Here is a 26,735-nt window from a genome sequence, read left to right on the forward strand (position 1 = left end):
CAGGTTTAGGGAATAAAAGAGTTCAGAACCTGGCAGAACGGACTTGGTTGTCGGGTCTGTTTGGCCAAAAGGGAGGCCAATTACGTTTTTTCGGTCCAGAAAATACCGCACTGCCCAAACCGCCGAGGCAGTGAAATACCCCACGACCGGCTCCTGCCGATTAGCGGTATTTTGGACATTACCAACGGCTGCTGAGGGGGTCGAGTCGGTAAGGCCGTTTGTATTCTGGGTCTGATCCTGAAAGCGTTTGAAATAACTGTAGGCCGGTTGCGGCAACGACAACTGCCGCACTTCGACCAGGGCTGCGGTGCTGTCGTAGTACGGAATCTGAGCTATGTTACGGCCCGTAATCTGACTTCCGTTGGTAAACTGATCGTCGAAGACATTGAGCGACGAGCTGTATAAAATCTCCCAGCATTGCGTTCGGCAGGGGTAATCATACACATACAATCCATTGGGAAACGGGGGTTGTGCGGCTTCAAAATAATTTATCGGCACGAAGCAGTTTTCATACAGATCATCGCCCGACACATAAAATGTCCTGTCTTTGTAAACATGAGGCTGAACGGTATTAACGGCATAAATACCTTGCTGACAACTCCGGCACCAATCCTGTTTCTCCCAGAGTTTCCATTCCCATCGGTAATAATTATGCTGATTGGCGGGGTCTTGCCAGTCGATGCTGATGTCGTGCCCGGCCCGGTAGCCGCCCGTTAACTGCAGCCCGACCGGCAGGCTGGTAGGGTTAAATTGAGCCGATACCTTTCCAATGGGCGGCACCGCTTGCATAATCTGCTGTGTAGACTGGTAGTGTGTGCCGTCGCTAAGCGTAAAGCGCAGTTGATAGGCATGACCAATCTGCCCTTTAAAATCGCTGGGCAGTTGATAGCTACCGGCTTCAGTTTCGTGACAAACGATTCGTTGAGTAGAGTCAACAACTACTTCGACCGTTGCTTTGGTAATGGGTGTAGCCCCAAAACGCCCGGTAAGCGGGTCTGATTTTGAACGGTTAAGTCGAATAATCTGGGGTTCGGCCTGGTCGGTTATCGTGCCGTCGACGACAAGGATATCGACCGTTCCATTGAGTGTCAGGTCAAGTTGGTCAACACAGGCGGAGAGTAAAAAAGCCGTTAACAGACAGCTAACCGCGTAAACTAGCAAACGCATAATCAAAACAAAAAGGTAATTTAACCAGAAATAGTTGATAAATAACACGCTGACTGGTTTTGACATATCCTGCGCTGTATTACTATAGTTATAGGTAGATATGTGCTATTGATGATTTTAGTAGGTAATAAGCAACGAGTACCACACCCTTACCTTTTGGTTGAATGAAACGACTTTTACTGACTGTCCTGTTCCTGACGCTGCTCGGTCAATTAGCTGGTGCCCAAATCCTCTACACCCTCTCGGGCACAGTGCGGGATTCGGCCAGCCAGCAACCCATTGTGCGGGCCGCCGTGGTGCTCGATTACGAAAAATCGACGACCGGCACCTACACCGATGCCGACGGTAATTTCTCGATCAAGACCCGTATCGGGCAACATATTCTGGTGGTCAGGCAGTTGGGCTTTGTGCCCTTTCGGACAACCCTCTATGTGCGGGGTAACACAACGTTCGATGTTCGTTTGCCCTCGGTGGCCAGCCAGTTGGAAGAGGTCGTCGTGACTAGTAAAGGCTACGACCGCAACGTGCGCCAACCTCTTCTGGGCGTGAGCCAGATTAATATTTCTACCCTTAAAAAGATGCCCGCAGCCCTGGGTGAGGTCGACATTTTGCGAAGTCTGCAAATGTTGCCCGGTGTGAGCAGTGTAGGCGAAGCCGCCAACGGGGTCAACATTCGGGGCGGCACGACGGACCAGAACCTGATTCTGCTGGATGATACGCCTATTTTCAACCCCACGCACATGTTCGGGCTGTTTTCGGTGTTTCCGCCCGATGCGGTGAGTGGGCTGGATTTATATAAGGGGAACGTACCGGCTCGTTACGGCGGACGGGCGGCCTCGGTGCTGGACATCAGCCTGCGAAATCCTGATCTCAACAAATTCCAGATGAGTGGCGGGGTCAGCCTGGTGGCGAACCGGCTCACGGTCGAAACGCCCATTGTGAAAGGTAAACTGGCCTTGTTGGTGTCGGGCAGGGGGGCGTTCAATGATTTTCTGCTCCGGGCGGTGTCGCCCCGCTTTGACAATATCCGGGCCAAGTTTGGCGATGGTACTGCGAAGCTGTTCTGGCGGGTAAATGACAGGAATACCGTAACGGCGATGGGCTATTACAGTCAGGATCTGTTTCAGACGAATTTGCTGGGAAGCCTCGCCAATGTCAATGCCGTAAATACCCAATACGCTCAGCAAACGGCCAACGGTATGGTGCGCTGGTTTCATGCGTTCAATGATCGGGTGAACCTGCAAACAACGGCGTTGGTGGCGCAGTATATTCCCCGAATTCTGTCGACCGAAGACAGTACCGATAATAAAGTTATCCTGAAACAATCGCTCTTGCAACGGCAGATCAAGTCGAACCTGAACTACCAGTTAGAAAATCAGAAGATCGAAATTGGTATCAGCGGGACGCATTACCGATTGAACCCCGGCGAGTTAATACCCGGTAACTCGCTGGCGGTCAATTACCAGAAAACACCCATCGAAAATGCGATGGAATTTGCCATCCATGCCGAAGATGAGATCAGCCTGTCGGACAAACTGGCGGTATCGGCGGGGTTACGCTACTCGCATTTTTTAAATCTGGGGCCATCGGTGGTGCGAACGTATGCGAACGGCGAAGTCCCCGACGCGACGACTGTTGTGGATTCTACGGTGTTCGGAGCCGGGCAGGTGAGCAAGCAGTACGGCGGACTCGAACCCCGGCTGGGACTGCGTTATGCGCTTACGCCTAATTCGTCTATCAAGCTGGGCTACAACCTGATGCGGCAGTATTTGCAGGTAATCACCAACACAACCACACCCTTGCCAACTTCACGCTGGAAAACGTCGGATGCCCACATTCAACCACAAGTGAGCCAGTTATGGTCGGCGGGGTATTTTCAGAATTCGAAAAATAACATTTTCGAGATGTCGGCGGAAGTATACTGGCGCAGCACGCAGCATATTCTGGACTATAAGCCGGGCGCTGATTTCCTGTTGCAGCAATACCCCGAAACCCAACTGCTGCCGGGCAAAAGCAAAGCGTATGGGCTGGAGGTGATGGTGTCCAAGAAAAAAGGCGAGCTAACGGGCTGGGTCAATTACACTTACGCCCGAACGCTGAATCAGGTGAATCAGGGCGTCGATTTTCAGCAGCAGATTAACGGCGGCAACTGGTATAGTGCCAACTACGACCGGCCGCACAGCTTGAACATGAGCCTGAACATTAACCAGGGGCGCCATCATAGCTTTTCGTTTAATTTTGCCTACAGCACGGGCCGGCCTTACACGGCACCGGAAGGCTTTATTCGCTATCAGGGGCGGACGTATCCATACTACAACGAGCGCAACCAATACCGGTTGCCTGACTATCACCGCCTGGATTTTGCCTGGAACATCTACAATCCGAGCTTGAAAAATCGGCGCTGGCAGGGGCACTGGACCTTCACGGTCTATAATCTGTATGGCCGCAGGAACGTGTATTCGATCTTTTACCGCACCGAAGGGCAAGCCACAAACCCCTACCGACTCAGCATTTTTGGCGCACCGATACCGAGTTTGACTTACAATTTCGAGTTCAAATAACATCAGCACAGCATGCGTCCTTTCCTTCTTCTGTTTGTCCTTTGTAGTTGTCTGGGCCTGTTTACCTGTGTGGATCCTATTGAATCCACAGTCAATAGTTCACTGAATGTGTTGATTGTGGACGGCACTATTACGGATGTAGCCGAGACACAAGTTATTCGCCTTAATCGCTCCCAGGCGGATGTGCTCAGCGGTCGATTCGGGTATGTGCCCGTCACCCGGGCCGTCGTACAGCTAGTGATTGATTCCGTAACCGTTGTCGTGGCCGAAGAAACCACCGATGGCCGCTATCAGCTACCCAGTGACTTTCGAGGGCAAACAGGCCATGTCTATCAGCTTAAGTTCACCTTGTTGGATGGTGCCCACTACGAATCAACTCCAGAGGTACTTCAGCCGGTGGCAGCCATCGGGCAAGTTCGCGCTGTGTTTAACCCCACTAGTTTAACCGTCACAGAGCGGTTAAATAATATCTACACAGCCGCTCATGATTTCTATGTGGATTTTACCGATCCGGCAGATCAAGCCAATTTTTATCGGTGGGAATGGCGGGATTGGGAACGCCAGGAGTGGTGCCGAAGCTGCAACCGGGGACTCTACCAAATCCGGGATGCTCAAGGCAATTTAATCGAAGATTGTGTAAGCGCTAATCTTAATTCGTCTTTCCCCAATTACGATTACAATTGTCGAACGGCCTGTTGGGAAATTCTCTACAGCAATAATCTGGTTTTATTCGATGATCAGTTCAGCAATGGCAATTCGGTAAAGGGGTTGCTCATTGGCCGGGTACCGCTGTATTCGAAAGAGGCTTGCCTGGTTGAGCTTAGACAAAGCTCATTAACCAAAAATGCCCATGAATACCTGAAACGATTGGACGAGCAGACCCAGGCTACAGGTGGTGTGGCCGCCGGGCAGCCTGCCCTGTTAGTGGGTAACGTGCAGAATGTGGCGAAGAAAAATGAACCTGTGGTGGGTTATTTCACCGTATCGAGTGTGTCTGTTGTTCGGTACTGGTTAAGCCGAAGTGATGCGAGTGGTATCGCCCCTGGCTTATTTGATGCTCTGAACGGGCATGCACCCATCAATGAACCAGCAACCGGTCGGGATCGCCCCCCCCTGGCCGTTTGTGTATCGAGTGACACCCGAACGCCCTATAAGCCAGTAGGCTGGCGAGACTAAGCCAATACTCAACATGTCTCGTTATGACTCGCGCCTTCACACAACTACGTCTTTTTTTTTATTCGCTGAGATGGTTCCTGCTGGTAATGGTGCCGCTGGCCTGTGTAGACCCGGAAGATATTCTTCTGCGTGGTACGGTGGATATCATTGTGGTGGATGGGACCCTAACCAATCTGGCCGAAGAACAGATTATCCGGCTAAACCGATCAAAATCGGATCCGCTCACCGGGCGATTTGGTAGCCGACCCATTACTAAAGCCATCGTCGAAGTCGTAGTGGACTCGGCGCAGATTGTGCCTTGTCATGAGACCGTAGATGGCAGCTATCAGCTACCCAGCGATTTTAAAGGCCAGATTGGACATGCCTACCAACTGCGCTTTACACTCAGTGATGGCACCCAATATGCATCGAATCAGCAGATCATTCAAGCTGTCCCACCCATTAACAACGTGACGTCACAGTTTAACCCCAAAAGTATTTTTCCTGCCTTAGGCGGGTATTACACCGCTGGCCATGACCTGTTCATTGATGTCAACGATCCGGCTGATGCCCGAAACTATTACCGATGGGACTGGAAACTTTACGAAAAGCAGGAGTGGTGTAAAACCTGCTACAAAGGTGTGTACGCTATCTATGGCGATATAACGACCCAATTGATGGAGGCTCCTCCGCCGGGAGGTAACTTTTACCTGTACATATCCGGCAATACTAAACTGCTGGAAGACTGTTATTATGAGCTAACGCCCCCACCGTATTCATTACGAAATCCCGTACCTGAATACACCTACGATTATAACTGCCGGGGACAGTGCTGGGAGATCATTTACAGTCATGATTTTAATCTGTTCAGCGACCAGTATTCCAACGGGGGGGTGATTCTAAACAAGGAAGTAGCTCAAATCCCTTTTTATGACCATAATCCGGGTTTAGTTGACGTCCGGCAAAGTTCGCTTACGCCCGATGCTTATCGTTATTTTCAACTCTTTCAGCAACAGACGCAGAATACCGGAGGTCTGGCCGATACGCCCCCCTCGGCTTTGGCAGGTAACGTACATAATGTAGCGAATGACCGGGAAGCAGTTGTGGGGTATTTTACGGCTTCTGCGGTGGCCTCGTTTCGCTACTGGCTCGACCGAAAAGATGCCTATGGTGTATCGCTGGGCGGCTCTGGCCCAAATGGTTATTCAGGTTTGCCGGGTGAGGAGCTATTCTACGCGCTCCATCTACGGCGGCCCATGCCCGAGCCTTCGTTCCCTGAAGCCCCGCAGCTACAACTGCTCAATGCGCCACCTCGTCCGCCAACGGCTATCTGTTCACCCAGTGATACAAAAACGCCCGTCAAGCCCGAAGGCTGGCGGGACTAAAAGTGGGTCAATACATAAGAAGCCCGTCCAAATGCTGGACGGGCTTCTTATGTATTGACCCACTTTGTATGCGTAGATTAAAAGCCAAAGGCCGCCGGTGGAGCGCTTGTCTTGGTCTGGTCAATGATCGAATACACAAAACCAGCAATATCGGGGGCTCTTTTGAGCGCACTGACTACTTCCTGATACGTCTCCGTTACACCAAACGGCTGCGCAATTCCTACAACATAAATACAACAACCAGCGGCCATGTCCATTACGGTTGCAATGTGTCCGGCATCAAATAATGTCTTTTTCGCACTAACTGTCACTTCAATGAATCTAGCCATAGTTAAGGTAGTTTTCCCAATTTACAAGTTAGCGTTATTTTGATGAAAAGCACGCTTGCGCCGGTCAAATCGCGTAATGGTCCCTATTTGCACCACTCTCCCCGATTTAGTTTAGCCGGGTTTCACTACGCATGGGTAGCCACAACGGTCGGGAAGTCGGCAATAACATCGGCCTGTTGAGCAATTTTCGACACCGAAACCACAAGGGTAGCCAGGGCGTTTTTCGATTGTTCATCGATCATCATGACCCAGTCGGTTTTAAGAATACGATGTGTTTTGTGGCCAATAGGATCATGCACGGTGGCATCCGTCGCTTCTTTCCGCGAGAGTGTCATATTTATCTCGTCGCCTTCATTAAACGTAGGCACAAAGCTGAAATACGCATCGGCCACTATACTTCCCGCCTTACTGTTGGCTTCAGGATCAAAAAAAATAACTTTCAGATTTTCGGCTTGACTACTCATGTTCATCAATTGGGTTAAGAATATGAATGAGTAAATAACCGCTTATACTGGCTAAATGTTATGATTATTGAGTTGCCGCAAATAGAGAAGGTGATATTGATAGCCTGGTTTTTTGCATACTAATAGCAATGGACGTACTTTTGCGCCTTCTTAGTCAATAGGCGTAGGATTAAATTCCAGCTCATTGACGACGATAGGTGAGTTGTTTGCTTCGGTAGGCAGCTTATTGGTTTGGTCCCGTAGCTCAGCTGGATAGAGCATCTTCCTTCTAAGAAGGCGGTCATTGGTTCGAATCCAATCGGGGTCACAACTTTACCATGTAGGCTAATCAGGATTAGGGTTAAACTAACTCAAAATCAACTGATTAGCCTTTTTTGTCTGTCGACAGTTGATAAACTAAATCGACGATGCGTTTGACGTATACGGTCCGGCATTTGTTCGTCAGGAATGCGTTTTTAGAGGGGGTAATTACGATCTCGATTATGAAAATAACCGGGCATAAGTCGGAGGGCCAATTTTTGAAGTACATAAAAATTTCAACGGTGCAAAATGCGCTGTTAACGCTGGCACACCCACACGTTAGCGGTAGTATGTCAACCGTTCCGGTTTTACCCTTACACAAAGTAGCCTGATACAATCACGTTACTTAAACTAATACCGACCATGCAAGGCATACACGTAATTAACGACCCTAACGGCAACCCTGCTGTATTAACGATTGATTTACACAACCTTGACCCCCATGTTAGCCCATTGGTTACGGGTTTACTCGAACTTTTGCAGAATCAGACAGAAGAAACCGAACGCGCCGAATGGCGGGCTGCTACTCATGTTGTGTTGAATCGGGCGTATAGTGACGACGAACCTGATTATAGCGATGTACCTGCCTATACTATCCGAAACCGGTCTTAATCATGCAGTAGGGAGATATAGCCATCGCATCTATTCAGCAATCAGATGGAGTCTACAAACCACGCCCGGTTCTATTATTACGTCAATTACCCGGTTACGGTGATTTTTTGGTTTGTGCTATCTCGTCGCAGATACGGCAAACTGTGCCGGGCTTCGATGAAGTGCTACAGCCAAATGCTGACAATCAACTACGGGCAATGTCGGTAGTCAGACTGTCAAACCTGATTTCATTACCTGCTGACGATATTAACCGAGCAATTGGGTACATACCAGACACCTTACTTCGTGACTTGTTGCAACGGTTAGCCGATTAATTAACAATTGCGCCCTAACTACTTGCTATGATTCAGGAACTTGACCTAGTAGCATTAGTGACTGACCGCCCGGCCCGGCAATTGCGCCGGGGTGACGTGGGTACGGTCGTGCACGTGTACGGTAGTAGCGATCTATACGAAGTGGAATTTGTAAACCGCATCGGCGGACCGGCAAAAGGTGATACGGTAGGGGTTTTAACACTAAACGCGAACGAAGTACGCCCGTTGATTTAGGCCGCGTTATGTTGCATTACAGCGATATGGAAAAGGCCGCGTAAGTTGACCGTTCACCGCTCGATTACTGGAAATATATACCCTGCGAAGTCCGTTTGTAATACCCTTACTTTGCAGGGCGCACTCTATCTGTTACATAGCATAGGCCCCCTCGGGTGTTTGACGTAACAGGGCCAGGGCGGCTAACGTATCCAGTAACGGCTGTATTTTTTCGGGCCGGGTTTTCTGGAAAAAGGCGGCAACCTGTTTTGTACTGAGCGGAACGCCCGCCTGTTGAACGGCATCCCGAACGGCTTGCATTTGTTGGGCCAACTCTTTCGGCCATTCCTGCTGACTGGCAACGGGGGCGGCACTTGTTGTAGGGGCTGGGTTTGTAGGTTGATACCTAATTACTGTTGTCCGGGTACAAGGGTAGGGGTATATCAATTCTCTGATTATAAAGAGATGTATGACAGCTAGCCTAGGTAAAAAGAATCGATGTCAAAATTAAGGGGTAGGCAATTGAATTTTGTTTAAATAGAAAAAAACGAACTGAGAGCACAACCTATCTAGTTATTGCTGACCAATTGGAATAATGGTTGACTTAAAAGGCAATTACTCAACGCACAACTATATCTTGGCACAACTTATGTGAACCAAAATTCATACCTTCTTTTTTTTATATTTACTGACTTTTATGCGTCAAAAACTCTACATAACACTCTTGTTATTGCCTCTATCTGTAATAGCCCAGGATAACCTAATTATTCGGCAGCCTATTTCAATAACGCCTGGCATTGGTAATGTATTTATAGGTTTAGATGCAGGTCTATATAGTGATGGATTTAGTAATGTCTTCATTGGCCGAAGTGCTGGTAGGTCAACTACAAATAGTAATAATGTCTTCATTGGGGACCAAGCAGGATATTTCAATACAACAGGCAGCAATAACCTATTCCTTGGACAAAGTGCAGGGTTTAATAACACAATAGGTAACAACAACGCATTCGTAGGACATGAGGCTGGTTATGCCAACACAACAGGAACCAGCAACACCTTTGTTGGTCAGGCAGCGGGGCGATTTAATCTTACAGGGGCCAGAAATTTATTTTTAGGGAGTGAAGCTGGGGCATACAATGAATCAGGTGGACAAAATACATTCGTTGGCGCAATCGCTGGCCGCTTTAATTCTACAGGCCTCAACAATGTATTTGTTGGTCACACTTCAGGATATTCAAATAGAACAGGTAGCTATAATACCTTTGTAGGTGTCAATACGGGATTTAATAACACCACGGGTACGGCAAATACATTTGTAGGCGATGAAGTAGGTAACTCCAATACAACAGGCAGAAACAACGCCTATTTTGGGCATTCAGCGGGAGTTGGAAATAGGACGGGTTTCAGCAACACGTTTTTGGGGGAAGCAGCAGGATCGGCAAACGAAGGTGGTAGTGTCAATGTGTTTATTGGCAGCAAATCTGGCTATGGAGCGGCTGATAGAGTGAGCAGTAGTTTTAATGTGTTTGTCGGTGATAGCACTGGTTACAACAGTAGCGTTAATGGCAACGTCTTTATTGGCAGCAAGTCAGGCTTTGCGAATACTACAGGAGTGTCGAATGCCTTTCTGGGACAACTGGCAGGATATGACAACACAACCGGCAATCAAAACACATTTATTGGTGCTCAGTCAGGATATGGCAACACAACAGGGACAAATAATGTATTTGTTGGCTCCTCAGCAGGGTATAGCAACCAATCTAACAAGTACAATACTTTTTTAGGCGACCAATCGGGGTATAATTCCGTAGCTGACTCCAATACGTTCGTAGGATATCGATCAGGTTACAGTACTACCACAGGGCAGGGTAACACGTTTTTTGGTATTTTGTCAGGCCGAGGTAATACGACAGGTAATCATAATACCTTTGTAGGTAACAAAGCAGGGCCGACCACTAGTAACGGCGACGATAATGTGTACATCGGCTATTCCAGTGGGCTGCATGACCAAGGCTCACGAAATACGTTCCTCGGCTTTCAGACTGGCGTAGCTCCGGCAGATAACGCCCAGCCCATTACTAATGCCACGGCTGTTGGGTCAGGGGCCATTGTAGCCATAAGTGACGCTGTTGTGTTGGGAAACGGGGCCAATGTAGGAATTGGCACTTCTGCTCCTACAACTCGCCTACACATCAGTAGCGGTCGGGCAAACGAGTCAGGCGTCAAATTGGCTGATTTAACAGCCAGCAGTCCAGTAACTCTGTCAAGTGATACCTTTCTGACAGTCGATGAACAAGGCAATGTGGTTAAAGGCCGTTATCGGTTAAGCATTAACAATGTCAATGAGTGGAGCGATAAGGTTTTTGCTAACACTTACCAGCTCCGTTCGCTGGCAGAAGTTGGCGAGTACATCAAACAAAAGGGTCATTTACCTGGCATTCCTTCAGCCGAGCAGGTAGTCAGCGAAGGAGTGGATCTAGTCAGGATGAACGCTAAGTTATTGGAGAAAATTGAGGAGTTGACTTTATATTTGATTGACTTAAAAACAGCCGACCAATTAAAAGATATGCAGATTAACAAGCAGAATCAAAGGATACATAAACTCGAAACTCAGTTGCAGAAGTTGTCGAAACATAATTTTCATTAGCACCTTCTTGGCCTAATACAGCCGCATATACCTGTCCTATGCACAAGGCGCCAGAAGGACTGCCAATCGTTCGACTTCATATAAAGTTGTAGTAAGTTGACAATCGATGACGACACAACGGTATAGTGTCTCAAGGAGAGAGCAATACAAAGTCTAAAAAAAACGGGCCGGGGGAACCACCTACCCGGCTCTGACCAAACCAAGTGACCAATAAAGGCCGATCGAATAAAGTCTGAAGTTACAACCTCCGTTAACCCGACTGTCTACTAATTCGTAAATATTTTGCATTATGGGCTAACCGTCAACCGAGATTATATTAATTTTTAACTAATTGAATTGCAATTAGTTATGGGTAAAGGTGTTAATCCAATTGTGGTTACCTTGACAATCAGCTAGTTAGCTTCATTGCTGGCTAGCTGATTTGCGTTTAGGCATAACGTTCGGCAAAATAATTCTTTCGCCAAATCATGTATGCTTCTAAGCTCCGGCCATGATGCACCTTCACGTAGAATATCTACAAGCCCGGCACCCAAACCTTATACGGGTAAACGCCCCGGTTGCCGAAGGTATAGAACGGGATGGCGCTGAAACTTACCGCTTTCCCGTCTTTATTCTGGCCCTGCCCTGTAATTACATTGACCCCGTTCAGGAGTGCCGTTTTGTAGGTTAACGTGAGCGGGGTGCTGGCGGGTAGTGTGAGCTCGTTCAGGTTGGGGTTGTCGATGCCCTCCAGTCCATACACAATAGGGCCGGACGCCAAGGCTACTTTGCCTTTGATTGTCTGAATCGAATCGCTGGGGGAAACGATTCGGGGCTGCATCGGCAGGGACAGTTCGATACGGTCGCCTTTTTTCCAGGTTCGACGGATAGATACATACCCATTCTGCGGTTGCACGGCCACAGCTTTCCCGTTCACATTCAACGACACTTGGCCCCCAACGGAAGAGGTGTATAAACTGAACGGATTTTCCTGCTTTTGCGCCCATCCCGGTATGCGGACTTTCACCGTAAAGGTTTTCGGTGTGGCCGGATTGACAACAATCACCGATTCGCCTTTCCAGGGGTAATGTGTCACCTGCTTTAGGTTGATGTTGGTTCCCTCAACGCTCAGGTCGGCCTGGCTCCCAATAAACAGGTTCACGTAGGCGGCATCGGTGTCGTAGGCGTAGATGAATCCCGGCAGCGCCGACACCATTTTGAGCAGCATGGGCGGACAGCACGGGCAACCATGCCAGGCCCAGCGCTTGTGGTCGGTGGCTACCAGCGGATTCTCGTAAAAGTAATGATCGCCCTGTAGCGAAATGCTCGACAGCAGGTTGTTATACAGCACCCGTTCCAGTTCGTCGATGTATTTGCCGTCGGCTTCGAGTTCGTTCATGCGCTGGCTGAAAAATGCTGAGCCAATAGCAGCACAGGATTCCAGATAAGCCGATTCGGGCATGAAAAAGTTAGCCCCGAAACGCTCCCCATCGGCAATGGCGCCTTCGCCCCCCGTGATGAACATCCGCTTGCCAATCATATTATCCCAGTAAGCGTTGGCCGTTGCCACATAGCGTGGGTCCTGATTTTCCAGCGCCGTAGCCGCCACGCCGGTGGCCAGCAAGGTTGCCCGCACGGCATGGCCCTCTATCGTGCGCTGTTTAAAGACAGACATGTGATCTTGATTGTATGACTCGTCGCTCTTTCGGGCATACCGACCGTCTTTATCCCCGTAATTACCCCGGTTTTCGATCCAGAACGTTGCCAGTTCGTAATAGTGTTTCTCGTTTACGGGTACGCTCATTTTCGCTTTTAGCCCCGGTTCGTCGGTAAACAGCCAGTAGAGTTTCAGGATAGCCTCTTCCGGTCCACCATGTCCGGGAATGACGTTCTTTTTGGGATACGGCCCCATTTCCCGATACATGTAATTGCTGAATTTGGTCGCTACGTTAAGCAGCTTCGTTTTGCCCGTGGCTTTGTAATAATGCACGGCGGCTTCGATCAGCATACCCGCGTTATACACATCATGTTGCCACTTATCGTCTCCGCCGTTCGTACCCCACCGCTGTGTCGGTTTTTCGAGGGTTGTGTAGGTGTTCAGATAGCCATCCGGGTCGGCGGCCTGAGCTGCGGCAATGCGGTCAATGTAGGCGTCGATCTTCTTTTCCAGTTTCGGGTCGGGGTATTCGGCCAGCAGGTCGGCGGCACCGCGAATGGTTTCGTATACCAGCCCATCATACCAGGGAGGGCCATCATGGCTGCCCGTATTTTTCTTTCCCTGCGCCACCAGGTCGAAGTTCAGAAACGCGTTACGCGTACGTCCCAGCTTCGTTTTTTCGTCTATTAAATCCTTGAGATCGGGTTCGTAATGACCTTCCAGCTTGTCGAACACATCGTATACCGTTTTGGCATCCCACACCTTTAATTTAGGGCTCCAGAATAGGTCATTCACGCGCACCTGCTCCAGTTTCAGCGGGTGAATGATATGTGTGCGGGCGGGCTGAGCAACGGCCACCTGAGTTAGCAGGGCAGCGAGCAAGACCAGATGTAAACGTTGACGGTAAAGCATGGCGTGATGGGGTCTATCGGGTTACGGGTAGAAGTACACGGGCTGGCTTTTTTTACTACTGGCAAGCATGACATTTATGGCGTAATTGCTCAGCCACTGCCTTTGCGGATTCGGCTGCCTCTGAAGGCAATGGAACATAGTCCCGGTTGAAATCCGCTCTTTTTACCGGAATCCCCGCTGTTTGTACCGCTCTCCCCAGCCCCTCGCTCCGTAGGTTTGTCCTAGTAAAAGCAACGAAGACAATTCCGCTTTTTGCCGCATCAACGCCTACGAACTTTCCAGTTTTACCAACTAACCAATTTTATGTATGGACACGTTTAACCGCGTCGTTTTAGGCGCACTACTTAGTATCAGCATGACACTTTCAACAACCGAAGATGTGTCGGCTCAGGCATCAGCCACCGGCGTAAAAAATGTAGTACTGGTTCACGGCACCTGGGCCGATGGCTCAAGCTGGGCCAAAGTAATTCCCTTACTGGAGGCTAAGGGACTCCATGTAATCTCGGTGCAAAACCCACTCACCTCGCTGGGCGACGATGTGGCGGCTACCAAACGGGCCATCGAGTTAATGAGTGGTCCCGTTTTACTGGTGGGCCATTCCTGGGGGGGCGTGGTCATAACGGAAGCGGGTAACCACGACAAGGTAGCCGGGCTTGTTTATGTAGCCGCAGCGGCTCCCGACGAAGGTCAGTCATTCCTGGAACTGGTACAGACGGCAGCCTCCACACCCGGAAATGATGAGATCAGACCCGATGCCTACGGCTTTGTCAGCATGTCGCCCAAAGGTATCAATGACGATTTTGCGCAGGACTTACCCGAATCAGAGCGGAAGTTATTGATTGCAACGCAGGGGCCACAGGCTTTCACGGCCCTAAAGGAAAAAATTACCAAAGCGGCCTGGAAAAGCAAGCCTTCCTGGTATGTCGTTGCGGCTAATGACCGCATGATCAATCCGGATCTTGAACGGACGCTGGCCAAAAAACTCAAGGCAACTACCCTCGAACTGAAATCCAGCCATGTTGCCATGCTGGCTCAGCCGGAGAAAGTAGCTGCGTTCATTTTGGAAGCCGCCAGTAAGGTAAAGTCAATGTGAATGCTTAATTTAAGTTGTGAGATGACAGCGCTACTGTCATCTCACAACTTAAATTAAATGTATAGTACTACGAGCAACAACAATTCACTTAACAGCATGGACAACCGCATTTTAGGCCTACATCACATCACGGCAATTGCCAACAATGCCCAGCGCAACTACGATTTTTATACCCATGTGCTGGGGCTGCACATGGTAAAAAAGACTGTCAACTTCGATGATCCTGGTACGTATCATTTTTACTACGGCAACGAAGAAGGGACACCCGGCACCATCCTGACGTTTTTCCCCTGGGAGGGTATAGGACCCGGTAAAAACGGGGTGGGTATGGCCACCGAAATCGGCTATTCCGTACCGGCCGGAAGCCTGGATAACTGGGCCGGGCGATTCATGGAGTTTGGGGTGTCTATGGGCGAACAGTCGGAGCGGTTTGGTGAAACCTATTTGCCCTTCACTGACCCCGATGGGCTGGCGATTGCGCTCATTCAGCATTCAGATCAGCGACCCGTCTGGGAAACGGCGGACATCAAACTAGACATGGCAACGCAGGGGTTTCATAGCGTAACGCTGAGTCTGCAAACAATTGAGGCAACTGCCCGCGTGTTGACCGATATTTTTGGGTATACGCTGCAAGCCCAGGAGGGCAATCGCTACCGGTTTGTTACGGATGCGATTCCCACCGCTTCGATTGTCGATTTGCTGGAAGAACCCAAAGGGACAACAGGCAGAAATGCCGCCGGAACCAATCACCACGTGGCATTCCGGGTGGCGAACGATACTATTCAGATGGAGTTTCGGGATAAGATTCTGAGCAAAGGATTACAGATAACGCCCAAAATTGACCGCGACTATTTCTTCTCGCTCTACTTCCGCGAGCCGGGGGGCGTCCTGTTTGAAATTGCCACCGATAACCCCGGCTTTACGGTAGATGAACCGCTGGAAGAATTGGGAACCAATCTCAAACTTCCGAAACAATACGAAACCTCACGGGAACGCATCGAGAAGTCATTACCACTCTTAGTGGCCCGATAACAGAATTATCCCATACTGATCACTACTAAACGAACGAGTCCATGCAAACAAGTATTGGCATTTCAGCCGAAAACCGGGAAGTTGTTGCGCATCAGTTAGCCAAACTGCTGGCCGATGAATTTGTGCTGTACACCAAAACCCTCAACGCGCACTGGAACCTGGAAGGTATCGACTTCCATTCCGTACATAACTATTTTGAGGACTTGTATAACCAGTCGGTGGAGATTGTGGATGGGGTGGCCGAACGCATCCGCCAGTTGGGCCATTACGCCCCCGCTACGCTGAAAAACTTCCTGCAACTAACGCACCTCACCGAACAGGATGAGGACGGTAACGACAGCCGGAGTCTAATCAGGAAACTCCTGAGCGACCATGAAAGTATCATTGAATTTATTCGGGGAAACATCGACGAGTTTCAGGATGCGCATAAGGATGCCGGTACGAGCGATTTCGTAACGGGGCTTATGGAGAAACACGAAAAAATCGCCTGGATGCTCCGGGCACACCTTAAGTAAGAAGCCAGACACAATGTATATACCAATAGAACACTGATTTTTATAAGGATTAAGTGTGATTATGATTTTCATGGCTAAATCTTAACCTTATCCCATTGATCATAAAAATCAGTGTTCTATCAATTGTATGATTTTAGTCGTCCGGTCATTGCTACCTTGTTTTCGCGTTACATCTCAAAGGATGAAAAATCACATTCAAGCGCGTTCCGGTTCCATTGCCCGGTTTTGGCGGCAGCTTCGTAGGTTGTCCGGAGAAAATCGAGCAGCATCTGTTCCGGGTCAGCTGCCCGTCGAACGGCATCGTAGGGCAGGAAAAATTCGCCCATTTCGGGGCTGAAAAATGCCTCGGCTGGCTTGACTGGTTGCTGGCCAAAATTCTCCGGCGTGGGGTAACAGTAGGAATAAAAAGCGGCCTGGGGAAACTGCTCGCTACCAGGCCAGAATCCGGCCGAGCTTACTTCGTGAGAGTAGGCCTCCTGCATTACCCGGTCAGACATGTTGGGCGCGCCCCCCGGATGCAGGGGAGCCGGTCGACCCGAAAATCGTGTAACGGCCAGATCGAAGCTGCCCCAGAAAAAATGTACCGGACTGCATTTGCCAGTAAAGCCCGCCCGAAAACGAGTGAACACCGTATGAATACGTACAACTGCCTGCCAGAACTGGCTAACCATAACAGGGTCGTAAGAGTGGTGGATTTCATCCTCGGCAAACGGAATAGCCTGTTCGACTTCGTTTGGAACGGGGTGAATCGAGACGTCAATACCTAGCTGGTTGAGCTGGTCCATCAGTTCCTGATGAAAATTGGCGACGCTACGCGCATAGAGTCTGATCGTTGCCACCTCGCCGTTGCTGGTACTAAGGCGCAGTTGATGGGCCAGGAAATTAAAGTCTATCTGGAAGACGCCCCCCTCATAAGGTAAACTACCCGTAGTAAATCCTTGCGAAGCCACGTATAGCGGGACATGCCAGGAGTGGTTCGTCCAGGGCATTTGCCGAAGCCGTATTTTTCCCACAATCTGCGTCCAGAGATGAAGCGTTACGAGTGTATCATGCCAGTCGGCAAAATCAAGAGCGGGCCAGCTAGGTTCGATAAGTTGTTTTGTCGTCATAGGGTAAATTGCCGGACTGGCGATAAAATGTATATGCTAAAACTAACGATTACCAACTGTAAAGGGGCAAAGGTAACGGCACATAAACGAAGTGACCGGTATAAATTGACGGGTTTACAGTACAATAACTTTTTATGAGCCTAGAATGTGTGAAGCCGCCTTGTCTGATCACTAACTCCAGAGTCTGCCTCCAGAAATAATGGACTCTCCAATAATTCTGGAGGCAGCTTCTGAAATGTATAAAATTAAAAGAGGTTGATTATCAGTAATTTAGCCTGATCTGGCGTGTAGTGTACGTGTGTTTTGTGAGTTGGCATTTTATTGGCAATGTAATTTGTCGTAGACATTCCGCCAACATCCATCTCAAACACGTCCCGTTATGAAACGCAGCATCCAGCATGAACTCCTTACTGTTCAGGTAGTTGAAACAAGCCTATGGACGTACCCGATTCATGACCACAATCACTTTGAATTAATCCTGATTCGTACCGGAAGCGGGCAGCATGTAATCAACGGCAACCGGTTTGCCTATCAGGCCGGTGATGTGTTTTTTCTGGGGCCGTTGGACAGTCATTCGTTTGTGATCGAAAAAATGACCTGCTTTTGCTGTCTCTCTTTCACCGAGCTTTATATGGCCGGGTTAGCCATGTCTGGCGCAACTTCCTGGTTACAGATTAAAGAGCACGGACTTATGGTCAACCACCAGCTCGTGGGGAGTATCGTGACCGATTCCATTGAGCAGCAAAATCTGAACGCACTTGTCGACATAATTTTAACGGAACAGCACAATCATCGGCAACTGATGGCGAATCAAGTCGTTGAGGCTTTGATGAAAACGATTTTGAGTCTGGTGGATCGTCAACTCATGCAGCGAGCGGTAGGAGCCAACCCGTCGACTGGTTGTTCGTCCTCGCTGATGCAGCGTATTGGTATGTACGTTAGTCATCATATAACCCGGCCGGATCATCTGCGCATGGAAAAAATGGCCGATGTATTCAACTATTCGCAAAGTCATCTGGGCGCTTTGTTTAAGCAACAGGCTGGCGAAACCATCAGTCAGTACATAATCCGCTATAAGCTGCAACTGGTAGAAACAAGGCTACGGCTGAGTACCATGACCATTTCGCAGATAGCTGACGAATTCGGGTTCACGGATATTTGCCACCTCAACAAGCTTTTCAAGCGCTATTACCAATCGACGCCCACCGATTACCGACGAAGTCTGCTTCGTCCTGCACGCCTGAATACGGCCTGTCTGCAACCATCATTCAGTTAGCCTGAATAATGAGGCTTATGCATTGGCGAGGTCTGCCTGACCTACTTTTTCCTCGGTGAATGTCAGGCTGATCTGCACGCCATCGGTCTGATGGATTTGCAGCTTTCCACCTATCTGCTTGCTGAGTCCCCGAATCAGACTCATGCCCAGCGTCCGGCTTCGGTTGGGGTTCAGATCGGGCGGAAAGCCAACGCCATTATCACTGATCGTGAGTCGATACGTCTTATCGGCAACGACAGAAAGGTCAATTTGGATGCACCCGTTCCGGTTGTCCGGGAAAGCATACTTCAGGGAATTGGTAACCACTTCGTTGAGAATAAGGCCCAGCGGTACCGCCAGAAGAACATCCAGATTGATTGGCGCAATGGTTATTTTTTTGGTGACAGAACGCTGTCGGGCAAACGTAACGAGTAGATAGTCAACGATTTCGTCAATATACTCGGTTATCGGAATTGTCGATAACTGGTCAGACTGGTAAAGTTTCTGGTGAATCAGTGCCATGATATGCACCCGGTTCTGGCTTTCCCGAATGGCAGAAAGAGCCGCTTTATCTTTCAGGTAAACACCCTGCGAGTGGAGCAGGCTGGTGATGATCTGCAAATTATTTTTTACCCGGTGGTGAATCTCTTTAAGCATCCACTCTTTTTCTTCCAGCAAGCCTTCTTTTTCATCGAGCAGGTTGTCTTTATCGAGAATGAGGAGTTCTTTCTCATCGACAATATGCTGTAGTGATTTATTCTGGCGATTGATTTCCAGTTGTTTAGCCTCCAGAAGTTTATTGCTTCGTTGTTTCAATCGGTATTGATTATAGCTCACACCCAGTAAACCCAGCAGGAGCGCACTCCCCGCCAGAATACCATTGCGCGTTGTTTTTTCTCTGGCGAGTTCACGCTGCTGACTCTGGATCTGCTGGACCCGTTTGGCGGTTGCATACCGGACCTCCAGCACGGCCAGTTGTCGACTTTTAACGACACTGAATATGCTGTCATTCAGTGCTTTATGCTGTCTGAAATGGTCAATAGCCGACAGGTAATTGCCTTCGGTAGAGTCTACTTTAAAGAGCATGAAATGAATATCTTTTATCGTGGAGAGGGCGTTCTTCTGAGGGTTATAGGCCAGCGCTTTTCGCAGGTAAAAACTGGCTTTTTTTAAGTCGTTTCGTTTCAGATAAAATCGTCCGGCATCCACCTTTACTTTCTGCGACATTTCAAAATCATTGCCGGAGCGATCATACCAGCTAATGGATTCCAGATAATACGTTTCTGCCTGTGAGTAATTCTTCAGATCGTCGTAACAATAGGCCAGCGTCTGGAAAATACACCCCTTCTGAATGTTCGTGACGGGTGAAATTTCCCGGACAAGGTTCGTAATCAGCCGCAGGCCCTCTTTCGTTTTGTGGTGCCCGATTAAATCCTGCACGATAAGACTTGCGGCATAATACAATGAATAATTAGGCAGCTTTTCCTGTCGCCATTGCTGAAGCGTTTTTTTGAACCAGTAAATGCTTTGATCCTGTTTGCCCAGCTCCATGTAGATCTCGGCAATAGTGCCGTAAAAACTAGCCGCCGACAAGGTGTCCTGGGTCCTGTTCATACTTTCCAGGCTTTTCAGTGCATATAAAAGACCCTTGTCAAAATTCCCTTTTAACCGACTTACACCCGCCAGCCAGGCATAGGTGTAATGAAGCCTGGTATACTTGATCGCTTTGTAGCGTTTCAGTACATCCAGCAGCTCGCTTTCGGCCAATTCCAGCTCGCCCAGGTCGGCATGAAGGCCGGCGATCTCTTCGTATAACTTGATTTCTCTTTCCGGCTTGTCAAGCGCCTTGTAAAGCGCGGCTGCCTGGCGATACCCGGATACGGCTTCGGGATAATTTCGGGTGATATACCGCTGAGCGACGGCGAATCGGTACCGGGCGTCGGCTTCTGTTTCTGCATCACCCGTCCGCTTGCAATCATCAACCAGTTTGACGAAAAGATACTGCGCAAGCTGGCGATCTCCCCGCTCCATATAAGCGATCACCAGCAAACTTTCAGCCCGGTGTTTTTCGGTCGACACATGCAGCTTGGTACTTAACGCTTCTGCCTGTTTCAAATAACCGATTGCGCTGTCCAGATCAACGGTAACCTCGCCCGCTTTATAGACATGAAACTTGCCTAATTCGATCAGGGCACCAAGCTGGGCGGTATCTGCCTGACCAGGCTGTACCTTGATCAACAACTGGTTGACCATTTTTCGGGTAATATTCTGACCCGCAGCAGGTAAGCTAATTAAAAACTGACAGGTAATTCCGAGTAGACATAGACAGATTACGCTTGATAGACGCCTGTCAGCCAGTGTATGCGTTCGCCGGAAAAGGGATACCCAATTAGTCATTTGACGAAGTTGGTGACTGCATGGAAAGTACCTTTCTGATACCCAGTTTTTCCATGCGATATTCGAGTGTTGTTGGTTTCAGGTTCAATAATTCAGCCGCCCCGCCAGTCCCCCGGATACGGCCATTTGTCTGTTTAAGGACCGCCAGGATATATTCCCGTTCGGTTTCCTGCTGAATCTGTTTAACATCCCCCATATCTCTGGGCTTTGCCGAAGCCGGTTGCCCGTACCGGTTAAAACCAGCATCTGGTTGACTCATGGGGCCGGGCGTTGTCATGGCAAAAAAGTTGTTCTCCAAGGGTCGACCCAGCCTGAGTGGCGATTGACCGTCGTTGATGATGACGGCCTGCTCAATGACGTTTTCCAGTTCCCGAATGTTACCCGGCCAGGTGTAATTGATCAGTTCACTGAGTACCGTTTCACTGATTCCCCGAAACGGTTTACCAAGTTTCCGGGCCGCTTTCCGGGCGAAAAACTGGGCCAGCAGCGGTATGTCGCCCGGTCGTTCCCGTAGGGAGGGTAGGAGGATGGGAAACGTAGCCAGTCGATAATACAGGTCCATCCGGAAGCGTCCCTCGGCGACTTCTTTTTCCAGATGCCGGTTGGTGGCAGCCATGATGCGCACGTCGGTTTTGATGGGCGTTTTGCCCCCAATTCGTTCGATCTCTTTCTCCTGTAGTACGCGCAGTAATTTAGCCTGTAATTCGAGCGGCATTTCCCCGATCTCATCCAAAAAAATGGTACCCCCATGTGCTAACTCAAACTTGCCGATCCGCTTTTCGAAGGCACCCGTGAACGACCCTTTTTCGTGTCCAAACAGTTCCGATTCAATGAGTGCAGCCGGTAGCGTGGCACAGTTGATCTTTACCAGAATTTTGCCTTTGCGTGCTGACAGGTTATGGACCGCCCGCGCGATGAGTTCTTTTCCGGTCCCGCTTTCGCCAAGTATAAGTACCGTCGTGTCGGTTGTAGCTACCTGAGTAACCTGCTCAAAAACCCGTAACAGGCGCGGACTTCGGCCAATGATTTCTTCGAAATTCGCTAATGTTTTTACCTCTTCCTGAAGGTAGTTATTCTCCCGTTTCAGCTGTTCGCTGAGCCGGGCAACCTCATCGAAGGCAAGTGCCCGCTCCAGCATCAATACAATGGGCTGTTCCAATCGCTCCAGTAAACTCAGGTGCCGGGAAAGGTACGAATCGCCTTTACGACTCAGGAAGGTAATGCAGAACGTATCAACGGGTCCTACGCCAAGAGGCATGACCAATGCCGACTCAAGCCGGAATGTTGTCGCGAGCATCTGAACAAACCGATTCTGTTTGCAGAACGTAGCAAAGGTATCTCCATCGTAGCGTTCAAGACCGGTTGGTATCGGACCGGGCTCCAGCTGAAGCAGTTGATCGACGGTTGTGCTGGTCATCTGCTGGATATCCACCAGACTAATGGTTTGATACTCCTCAAAGCCAACCCGATAGTAATTAAACCGATGAACGTCGTTGCCTTTTCGATGTTGAATCGACAGGAAATCGAAGGGCACATGCGCCTGAAGAACCATCGCTGCTTTCAGCAGTTTTTGTTCCCAGCTTCCCGAAGCCGACAGCGCATCCGTTAAGGCAATTTGAAGTGCCTTTTCTTCACGGAGCTTCATTTCAACACTGTGCGCATAGCGGTACCGGCTGATTTCCAGCACCGTAAGGAGATCTTGTTCCCGGAAAGGTTTGACAATGTACCCAATGGGCTGAGTCGCCTTTACGGCTTCCAATACGCTTCTGTTGTCGTTGGCAGATATATAAATAAAGGGAATACCCATACCTTCCAGCTGCTTGGCCAGATCAATGCCGGTTTCTTTGCCCTTCAGGTAAATATCGAGTAAAACGATATCCGGTTTTTGTTGATCCATAAGCATGAGCGCTTCGGTCATGGAGTCGGCAATACCAATAACCGGGTAGCCTGCTTCCTGCAGGATGAGTTCCAGGTCATTGGCGATAATGTATTCATCTTCAACAATTAAAATCTTACAGGATGATGTTGAGGAAAGAGGAGGATTGACTGGTGGTTGCATTGCCCGAACGAGTTAAAGGATGTCATGCATAAACCGCGTTTTTAGCTGTCCACAAGAATTGTTCCCATTAAGGCTCCTGTTGGTATAGAGATGTTAAAACCTCGGTGAATCAGCTTTTTAGGTGCGTATTGGAAGTGGATAAGTAATTAGTTACGCAAGAATCGAGTAAAATTTAGCAATAACTCCCCATTTCATCGATACGATTCCTGTATTTAACTACACGTTCCCTACAGAAAATACAGAGAGCTCCAGTTTTTTTGGAGAAGTCCAATTATATATAATCCACTGGTTGACTACTATAAATTTGATAGGGTTTACTAGCGCTTGAAAATGAGGAATTTGCCCGTAAAAATAAGTCCAGATGCTTATTTTATACCTACCCTGAAGGCTGGCATCCACATTGATATAGCGTATGGTCAGGTAGCTTATCTTTCACTAGTATGTCCACTTCCAGAAGTATCATCGATGTCGTTTATGGGGTATTTGCTGACAACAATATAAGCCGGATATTGCCCGTACTGGATGAGAAAATTGTATTTCGTATTTCTGCATACGGGCCTGCCGATGGAGAATATCATGGTAGAAGCGGCTTTCTGACGATGATGTCGAGTATATACAAACGCTGTGAGAACCTCAGCGTGAACTCCCTGGTCTATTTTATGCCGGATAGCGATCAGCCACAGGACGTCCTTATCACAACCGGAGTTTTTGCCGGTAAACTTCTTATCGACAACGAACCCGCCGTTTTTCCCTTCCTCCACTATTGGCAGGTGAAAAATGATAAAGTAGTTGAACTAAGAGCGTTCAACTGGGATTCTGCCAGCCTCTTCGACCGGTTGCAACAGAACAATAAAGAGCCTGATCACCTCGCTAACAGGCATCATTCCGGTAATGGAAACAGCCCTCAATCGTGAACCTAGCGTATACTGAAAACAAGCATGCATCCACTTGAAACGGTTCTTCTACTGCTGATATTCGTAATTGGGCTGGCGCTGCTGGCCCGACGGCTTAACCTGGTTTTCCCCATTTTACTAACGGTTGGGGGTTTGATTATTGGCTTTATTCCCGGCTTGCCAAACGTAACCCTGGATTCGTCGGTTGTGCTGCTGGTTTTTTTGCCACCTATCCTTTACAGCGCGGCCTGGTATACAAATTGGGGCAATTTTCTCCGAAATCTGGAGCCGATTCTTGTGCTCGCTCTTGGATTGGTGCTGGCCACCAGCCTTGGTATAGCCTATGTCGCTCACACATTTATTCCAGGTTTTACGCTGGCTACAGGCTTACTGCTGGGGGCTATCGTTTCGCCATCCGATGCCGTAGCCGCTACGGCGATCATGAAAACCTTGGCGGTACCCCGAAGACTTGTGGCTATTCTGGAAGGCGAAAGTCTGGTTAACGATGCCACTGCCCTGGTGATCTTTCAGCTTGCCCTGGCCACGATGAGTACGGGGAGCTTTTCCCTGACCGACTCCTTGTTGGATTTCATTCGGTTAGCCGGGGGCGGGATTGGGGTAGGGCTAGCCATTGGCTACAGTTCATTCTGGATGCATAAATATGGTAATCTGGAACCCGCTCTGGAAACGGTATTGACATTTGTGACGGCTTATTCGGCTTACATAGCGGCCGAACATCTTCATTTTAGCGGGGTACTCAGTGTAGTTGCGGCCGGATTATTATTAGGCCACAAGCAATCGAGGGTACACAGCCCGACCACCCGGATGCAGGCAATCGCTGTCTGGGATTTTGTGATTGTGCTGCTGAATGGGCTGATCTTTATTTTGATTGGGTTGCAGTTGCCGCATGTTGCGGCCTCGATCAACGGGCAGTCGCTGGAGCAGCTCGTTTGGTTTGGCCTACTCATTAGTTTGACGGCTGTGGCGATTCGCTTTCTGGGTATCTTTTTGGCCGACACGGTTTCTACGCAGGTGCGAAAGATGTTTCACCGTCCGCCCGTGTTTCCGTCCTACAAACACACAACGTTGTTAGCCTATATCAGCATGCGGGGCATTGTATCGCTGGCGGCTGCCTTATCGATTCCTGAACGGCTACCGAATGGCCTGCCATGTCCGGGCCGAAACCTGATCCTGTTCATTACGTTTTGTGTGATACTGTTTACGCTGGTAGGCCAGGGGAGTCTGCTTCCTGTTGTTATCAGGGCTTTACAGTTTGGGCAGCAACCCACCGATTTCCTGTCCCGTCGGGAAGTCTGGCAACGGCTTTCGCGTCGGGCCCTGGCGGGTGTCCACCGCGTGGTCGATAAGGAAGGTCTTACCGGCGACACGGTCCAGGGAATCATTGATCGGCATCAGGAACGTGTTGACGAGCTTGACCGGGGAAATCCGGAAAAAACGGAATGTCAACACCAACTCAGTCGCAAACTAACCCTATCCTCTATTCAGGCGCAACGGGCTGAATTGTTAACCTTACGCGACAGTCAATTAGTCGACGTCGAGTTGTTCCATGAATTGGAAAATGAGCTGGATCGAGAAGAAATCCAGCTGCAAAATGTTGATGTATAGAGGATTACAAGAACGGGTTCATCAATAGGCAATGCCGTCGATCTCGGCTTAGCGCTAGTGGAAATCCGCTCTTTTTACCGGAATCCCCGCTGTTTGTACCGCTCCGCTCAGCCCCGCAGCCTGTAAGTTTGTCTCCTTATTCAACTCAATATAGCGGTCGGTGAGGATCGCAAAATCAGTACTTTTTTATTAACCATAAATTCCAAAAACATGAGTCAGATCACAGTGAAAGACGGAACCCAGATTTACTATAAAGATTGGGGAACAGGCCAACCTATTGTGTTTCATCACGGCTGGCCCTTGTCAGGCGACGATTGGGATGGTCAAATGATGTTCTTCGTACAAAAGGGATTTCGGGTGATTGCCCATGATCGCCGGGGGCATGGCCGCTCGTCTCAAACGTCAGAAGGGCACGATATGGATACCTACGTTGCCGATGTGGCGGAGTTAACGGCTTTCCTTGATTTAAAAAATGCCATTCACATTGGCCATTCTACGGGCGGGGGTGAAGTAATACACTATGTCGCGAAACATGGTCAGGGGCGGGTTGCCAAAGGGGTGCTCATCAGTGCGGTTACACCACTCATGGTCCAGACAGAAACCAATCCGGATGGCGTGCCTATGTCGGTATTCGACGAAATACGGGAGGGTACAGCTACTCACCGCCCTCAGTATTTTCAGGATTTTACGATTCCTTTTTACGGCTACAATCGCGAAGGAGCAGCGGTGTCGCAGGGCATCCGGGATAACTGGTGGCGGCAGGCTATGATGGGTAGTATCAAAGCTCACCATGATGGTATCAAAGCGTTTTCAGAAACCGATTTTACGGAAGATCTGAAAGCGGTGGATATACCAGTTCTGGTGCTGCACGGCGAAGATGACCAGATCGTTCCCTTTCCTATTTCAGGAGCCAAAGCGGTGAAACTGTTGAAAAATGGGAAACTAATTTCGTATCCGGGCTTTCCCCACGGCATGCCCACCACCGAAGCGGCTACCATTAATGCAGACCTGCTGGCCTTTATAAATTCCTGATTTGTTAATAATCGAGGGTAAACGCACCG

22 protein-coding genes, 1 tRNA gene and 1 pseudogene are annotated in these 26,735 nt (G+C 49.2%); 16 read left to right on the top strand and 8 right to left on the bottom strand.

The features are described from left to right. Window positions 1-129: 129 nt before the first annotated feature. A pseudogene (locus tag CWM47_RS18245) lies at window positions 130-1,233 on the bottom strand (DUF4249 domain-containing protein); the annotation flags it as partial. Window positions 1,234-1,331: 98 nt separating this feature from the next. On the opposite strand from CWM47_RS18245, the gene CWM47_RS18250 reads away from it, so the two are divergent. The 3 genes from CWM47_RS18250 to CWM47_RS18260 are packed head-to-tail and all read left to right on the top strand — an operon-like array spanning window position 1,332 to window position 6,268. Next, window positions 1,332-3,728, top strand: coding sequence for a TonB-dependent receptor (locus CWM47_RS18250; RefSeq protein WP_100989667.1), 2,397 nt, complete (start codon window positions 1,332-1,334; stop codon window positions 3,726-3,728). Window positions 3,729-3,740: 12 nt separating this feature from the next. Then, complete coding sequence (locus tag CWM47_RS18255; RefSeq protein ID WP_100989668.1) at window positions 3,741-4,904, top strand: DUF4249 domain-containing protein; 1,164 nt, start codon at window positions 3,741-3,743, stop codon at window positions 4,902-4,904. A 23-nt stretch (window positions 4,905-4,927) separates the two neighbouring features. Further along, window positions 4,928-6,268, top strand: coding sequence for a DUF4249 domain-containing protein (locus CWM47_RS18260; protein ID WP_100989669.1), 1,341 nt, complete (start codon window positions 4,928-4,930; stop codon window positions 6,266-6,268). Between the two features lie 77 nt (window positions 6,269-6,345). Here the strand turns inward: CWM47_RS18260 and CWM47_RS18265 are convergent, their stop codons facing one another. Together CWM47_RS18265 and CWM47_RS18270 are read right to left on the bottom strand one after the other, a co-directional pair. Continuing rightward, window positions 6,346-6,597: a hypothetical protein gene (locus CWM47_RS18265; protein WP_100989670.1), complete on the bottom strand. Its 252-nt coding sequence runs from the start codon at window positions 6,595-6,597 to the stop codon at window positions 6,346-6,348. A 125-nt stretch (window positions 6,598-6,722) separates the two neighbouring features. After that, on the bottom strand, window positions 6,723-7,061 hold the full coding sequence (locus CWM47_RS18270) for a hypothetical protein (RefSeq protein WP_100993933.1): 339 nt from the start codon (window positions 7,059-7,061) through the stop codon (window positions 6,723-6,725). A gap of 233 nt (window positions 7,062-7,294) precedes the next feature. On the opposite strand from CWM47_RS18270, the gene CWM47_RS18275 reads away from it, so the two are divergent. The 5 genes from CWM47_RS18275 (at window position 7,295) to CWM47_RS18295 (ending at window position 8,521) form a co-directional block, all read left to right on the top strand. Continuing rightward, a tRNA-Arg gene (locus CWM47_RS18275) sits at window positions 7,295-7,368 on the top strand. Between the two features lie 100 nt (window positions 7,369-7,468). Next, window positions 7,469-7,693 (top strand): hypothetical protein, encoded by a 225-nt coding sequence (locus tag CWM47_RS18280; RefSeq protein WP_100989671.1) that lies wholly within the window; start codon window positions 7,469-7,471, stop codon window positions 7,691-7,693. Between the two features lie 31 nt (window positions 7,694-7,724). Next, complete coding sequence (locus CWM47_RS18285) at window positions 7,725-7,973, top strand: hypothetical protein (protein WP_100989672.1); 249 nt, start codon at window positions 7,725-7,727, stop codon at window positions 7,971-7,973. 23 nt (window positions 7,974-7,996) lie between these two features. Beyond that, window positions 7,997-8,287 carry a type II toxin-antitoxin system PemK/MazF family toxin gene (locus tag CWM47_RS18290; protein ID WP_262512025.1) on the top strand — a complete coding sequence of 97 codons (291 nt, stop codon included), beginning with the start codon at window positions 7,997-7,999 and terminating at the stop codon, window positions 8,285-8,287. Between the two features lie 27 nt (window positions 8,288-8,314). Then, entirely contained in the window at window positions 8,315-8,521 is a 207-nt protein-coding gene (locus tag CWM47_RS18295) for a DUF4926 domain-containing protein (protein WP_100989673.1), read from the top strand. A gap of 132 nt (window positions 8,522-8,653) precedes the next feature. Here the strand turns inward: CWM47_RS18295 and CWM47_RS18300 are convergent, their stop codons facing one another. Further along, entirely contained in the window at window positions 8,654-8,947 is a 294-nt protein-coding gene (locus CWM47_RS18300) for a hypothetical protein (protein WP_240625946.1), read from the bottom strand. Window positions 8,948-9,197: 250 nt separating this feature from the next. On the opposite strand from CWM47_RS18300, the gene CWM47_RS18305 reads away from it, so the two are divergent. Then, window positions 9,198-11,147, top strand: coding sequence for a serine-rich family protein (locus tag CWM47_RS18305; RefSeq protein WP_240625947.1), 1,950 nt, complete (start codon window positions 9,198-9,200; stop codon window positions 11,145-11,147). A gap of 514 nt (window positions 11,148-11,661) precedes the next feature. Here the strand turns inward: CWM47_RS18305 and CWM47_RS18310 are convergent. Next, a complete protein-coding gene (locus tag CWM47_RS18310; protein ID WP_100989674.1) occupies window positions 11,662-13,695 on the bottom strand; it encodes a glycoside hydrolase family 127 protein in 2,034 nt (677 codons plus the stop codon). A gap of 307 nt (window positions 13,696-14,002) precedes the next feature. Between CWM47_RS18310 and CWM47_RS18315 the strand changes: the two genes are divergently transcribed. From CWM47_RS18315 to CWM47_RS18325, 3 genes are all read left to right on the top strand, one after another. Next, on the top strand, window positions 14,003-14,788 hold the full coding sequence (locus CWM47_RS18315) for an alpha/beta fold hydrolase (protein WP_100989675.1): 786 nt from the start codon (window positions 14,003-14,005) through the stop codon (window positions 14,786-14,788). A 96-nt stretch (window positions 14,789-14,884) separates the two neighbouring features. Then, window positions 14,885-15,820, top strand: a complete 936-nt coding sequence (locus tag CWM47_RS18320; RefSeq protein WP_100989676.1) for a ring-cleaving dioxygenase — start codon at window positions 14,885-14,887, stop codon at window positions 15,818-15,820. A 41-nt stretch (window positions 15,821-15,861) separates the two neighbouring features. After that, window positions 15,862-16,335, top strand: a complete 474-nt coding sequence (locus CWM47_RS18325) for a Dps family protein (protein ID WP_100989677.1) — start codon at window positions 15,862-15,864, stop codon at window positions 16,333-16,335. Window positions 16,336-16,502: 167 nt separating this feature from the next. On the opposite strand, the gene CWM47_RS18330 is transcribed toward CWM47_RS18325, so the two are convergent. Beyond that, window positions 16,503-17,444: a DUF5996 family protein gene (locus tag CWM47_RS18330; protein WP_100989678.1), complete on the bottom strand. Its 942-nt coding sequence runs from the start codon at window positions 17,442-17,444 to the stop codon at window positions 16,503-16,505. A gap of 379 nt (window positions 17,445-17,823) precedes the next feature. Here CWM47_RS18330 and CWM47_RS18335 point away from each other — a divergent pair, with 379 nt between their 5' ends. Next, entirely contained in the window at window positions 17,824-18,720 is an 897-nt protein-coding gene (locus tag CWM47_RS18335; protein ID WP_100989679.1) for an AraC family transcriptional regulator, read from the top strand. Between the two features lie 15 nt (window positions 18,721-18,735). Here CWM47_RS18335 and CWM47_RS18340 read toward each other — a convergent pair whose 3' ends face one another. After that, window positions 18,736-21,096, bottom strand: coding sequence for a tetratricopeptide repeat-containing sensor histidine kinase (locus CWM47_RS18340; protein ID WP_100989680.1), 2,361 nt, complete (start codon window positions 21,094-21,096; stop codon window positions 18,736-18,738). Continuing rightward, complete coding sequence (locus CWM47_RS18345; RefSeq protein ID WP_206170664.1) at window positions 21,089-23,155, bottom strand: sigma 54-interacting transcriptional regulator; 2,067 nt, start codon at window positions 23,153-23,155, stop codon at window positions 21,089-21,091. Before CWM47_RS18345 ends, CWM47_RS18340 begins: the two co-directional genes overlap by 8 nt. A gap of 440 nt (window positions 23,156-23,595) precedes the next feature. Between CWM47_RS18345 and CWM47_RS18350 the strand changes: the two genes are divergently transcribed. The 3 genes from CWM47_RS18350 to CWM47_RS18360 all read left to right on the top strand — a co-directional run bounded on the left by CWM47_RS18350 (window position 23,596) and on the right by CWM47_RS18360 (window position 26,706). Beyond that, entirely contained in the window at window positions 23,596-24,069 is a 474-nt protein-coding gene (locus tag CWM47_RS18350) for a nuclear transport factor 2 family protein (protein WP_100989681.1), read from the top strand. A 24-nt stretch (window positions 24,070-24,093) separates the two neighbouring features. Next, window positions 24,094-25,674 (top strand): Na+/H+ antiporter, encoded by a 1,581-nt coding sequence (locus CWM47_RS18355; protein ID WP_100989682.1) that lies wholly within the window; start codon window positions 24,094-24,096, stop codon window positions 25,672-25,674. A gap of 210 nt (window positions 25,675-25,884) precedes the next feature. Next, window positions 25,885-26,706, top strand: coding sequence for an alpha/beta fold hydrolase (locus tag CWM47_RS18360; RefSeq protein ID WP_100989683.1), 822 nt, complete (start codon window positions 25,885-25,887; stop codon window positions 26,704-26,706). Window positions 26,707-26,735: the final 29 nt, after the last annotated feature.

The organism is Spirosoma pollinicola, from assembly GCF_002831565.1.
GTDB lineage: Bacteria > Bacteroidota > Bacteroidia > Cytophagales > Spirosomataceae > Spirosoma > Spirosoma pollinicola.

Coding starts and splice junctions, on each gene's coding strand:
- CWM47_RS18250 (WP_100989667.1), top strand. CDS start 1,332: ATGAAACGACTTTTACTGACTGTCCTGTTCCTGACGCTGCTCGGTCAA.
- CWM47_RS18255 (WP_100989668.1), top strand. CDS start 3,741: ATGCGTCCTTTCCTTCTTCTGTTTGTCCTTTGTAGTTGTCTGGGCCTG.
- CWM47_RS18260 (WP_100989669.1), top strand. CDS start 4,928: ATGACTCGCGCCTTCACACAACTACGTCTTTTTTTTTATTCGCTGAGA.
- CWM47_RS18265 (WP_100989670.1), bottom strand. CDS start 6,597: ATGGCTAGATTCATTGAAGTGACAGTTAGTGCGAAAAAGACATTATTT.
- CWM47_RS18270 (WP_100993933.1), bottom strand. CDS start 7,061: ATGAGTAGTCAAGCCGAAAATCTGAAAGTTATTTTTTTTGATCCTGAA.
- CWM47_RS18280 (WP_100989671.1), top strand. CDS start 7,469: ATGCGTTTGACGTATACGGTCCGGCATTTGTTCGTCAGGAATGCGTTT.
- CWM47_RS18285 (WP_100989672.1), top strand. CDS start 7,725: ATGCAAGGCATACACGTAATTAACGACCCTAACGGCAACCCTGCTGTA.
- CWM47_RS18295 (WP_100989673.1), top strand. CDS start 8,315: ATGATTCAGGAACTTGACCTAGTAGCATTAGTGACTGACCGCCCGGCC.
- CWM47_RS18305 (WP_240625947.1), top strand. CDS start 9,198: ATGCGTCAAAAACTCTACATAACACTCTTGTTATTGCCTCTATCTGTA.
- CWM47_RS18310 (WP_100989674.1), bottom strand. CDS start 13,695: ATGCTTTACCGTCAACGTTTACATCTGGTCTTGCTCGCTGCCCTGCTA.
- CWM47_RS18315 (WP_100989675.1), top strand. CDS start 14,003: ATGGACACGTTTAACCGCGTCGTTTTAGGCGCACTACTTAGTATCAGC.
- CWM47_RS18320 (WP_100989676.1), top strand. CDS start 14,885: ATGGACAACCGCATTTTAGGCCTACATCACATCACGGCAATTGCCAAC.
- CWM47_RS18325 (WP_100989677.1), top strand. CDS start 15,862: ATGCAAACAAGTATTGGCATTTCAGCCGAAAACCGGGAAGTTGTTGCG.
- CWM47_RS18330 (WP_100989678.1), bottom strand. CDS start 17,444: ATGACGACAAAACAACTTATCGAACCTAGCTGGCCCGCTCTTGATTTT.
- CWM47_RS18335 (WP_100989679.1), top strand. CDS start 17,824: ATGAAACGCAGCATCCAGCATGAACTCCTTACTGTTCAGGTAGTTGAA.
- CWM47_RS18340 (WP_100989680.1), bottom strand. CDS start 21,096: ATGACTAATTGGGTATCCCTTTTCCGGCGAACGCATACACTGGCTGAC.
- CWM47_RS18345 (WP_206170664.1), bottom strand. CDS start 23,155: ATGCAACCACCAGTCAATCCTCCTCTTTCCTCAACATCATCCTGTAAG.
- CWM47_RS18350 (WP_100989681.1), top strand. CDS start 23,596: ATGTCCACTTCCAGAAGTATCATCGATGTCGTTTATGGGGTATTTGCT.
- CWM47_RS18355 (WP_100989682.1), top strand. CDS start 24,094: ATGCATCCACTTGAAACGGTTCTTCTACTGCTGATATTCGTAATTGGG.
- CWM47_RS18360 (WP_100989683.1), top strand. CDS start 25,885: ATGAGTCAGATCACAGTGAAAGACGGAACCCAGATTTACTATAAAGAT.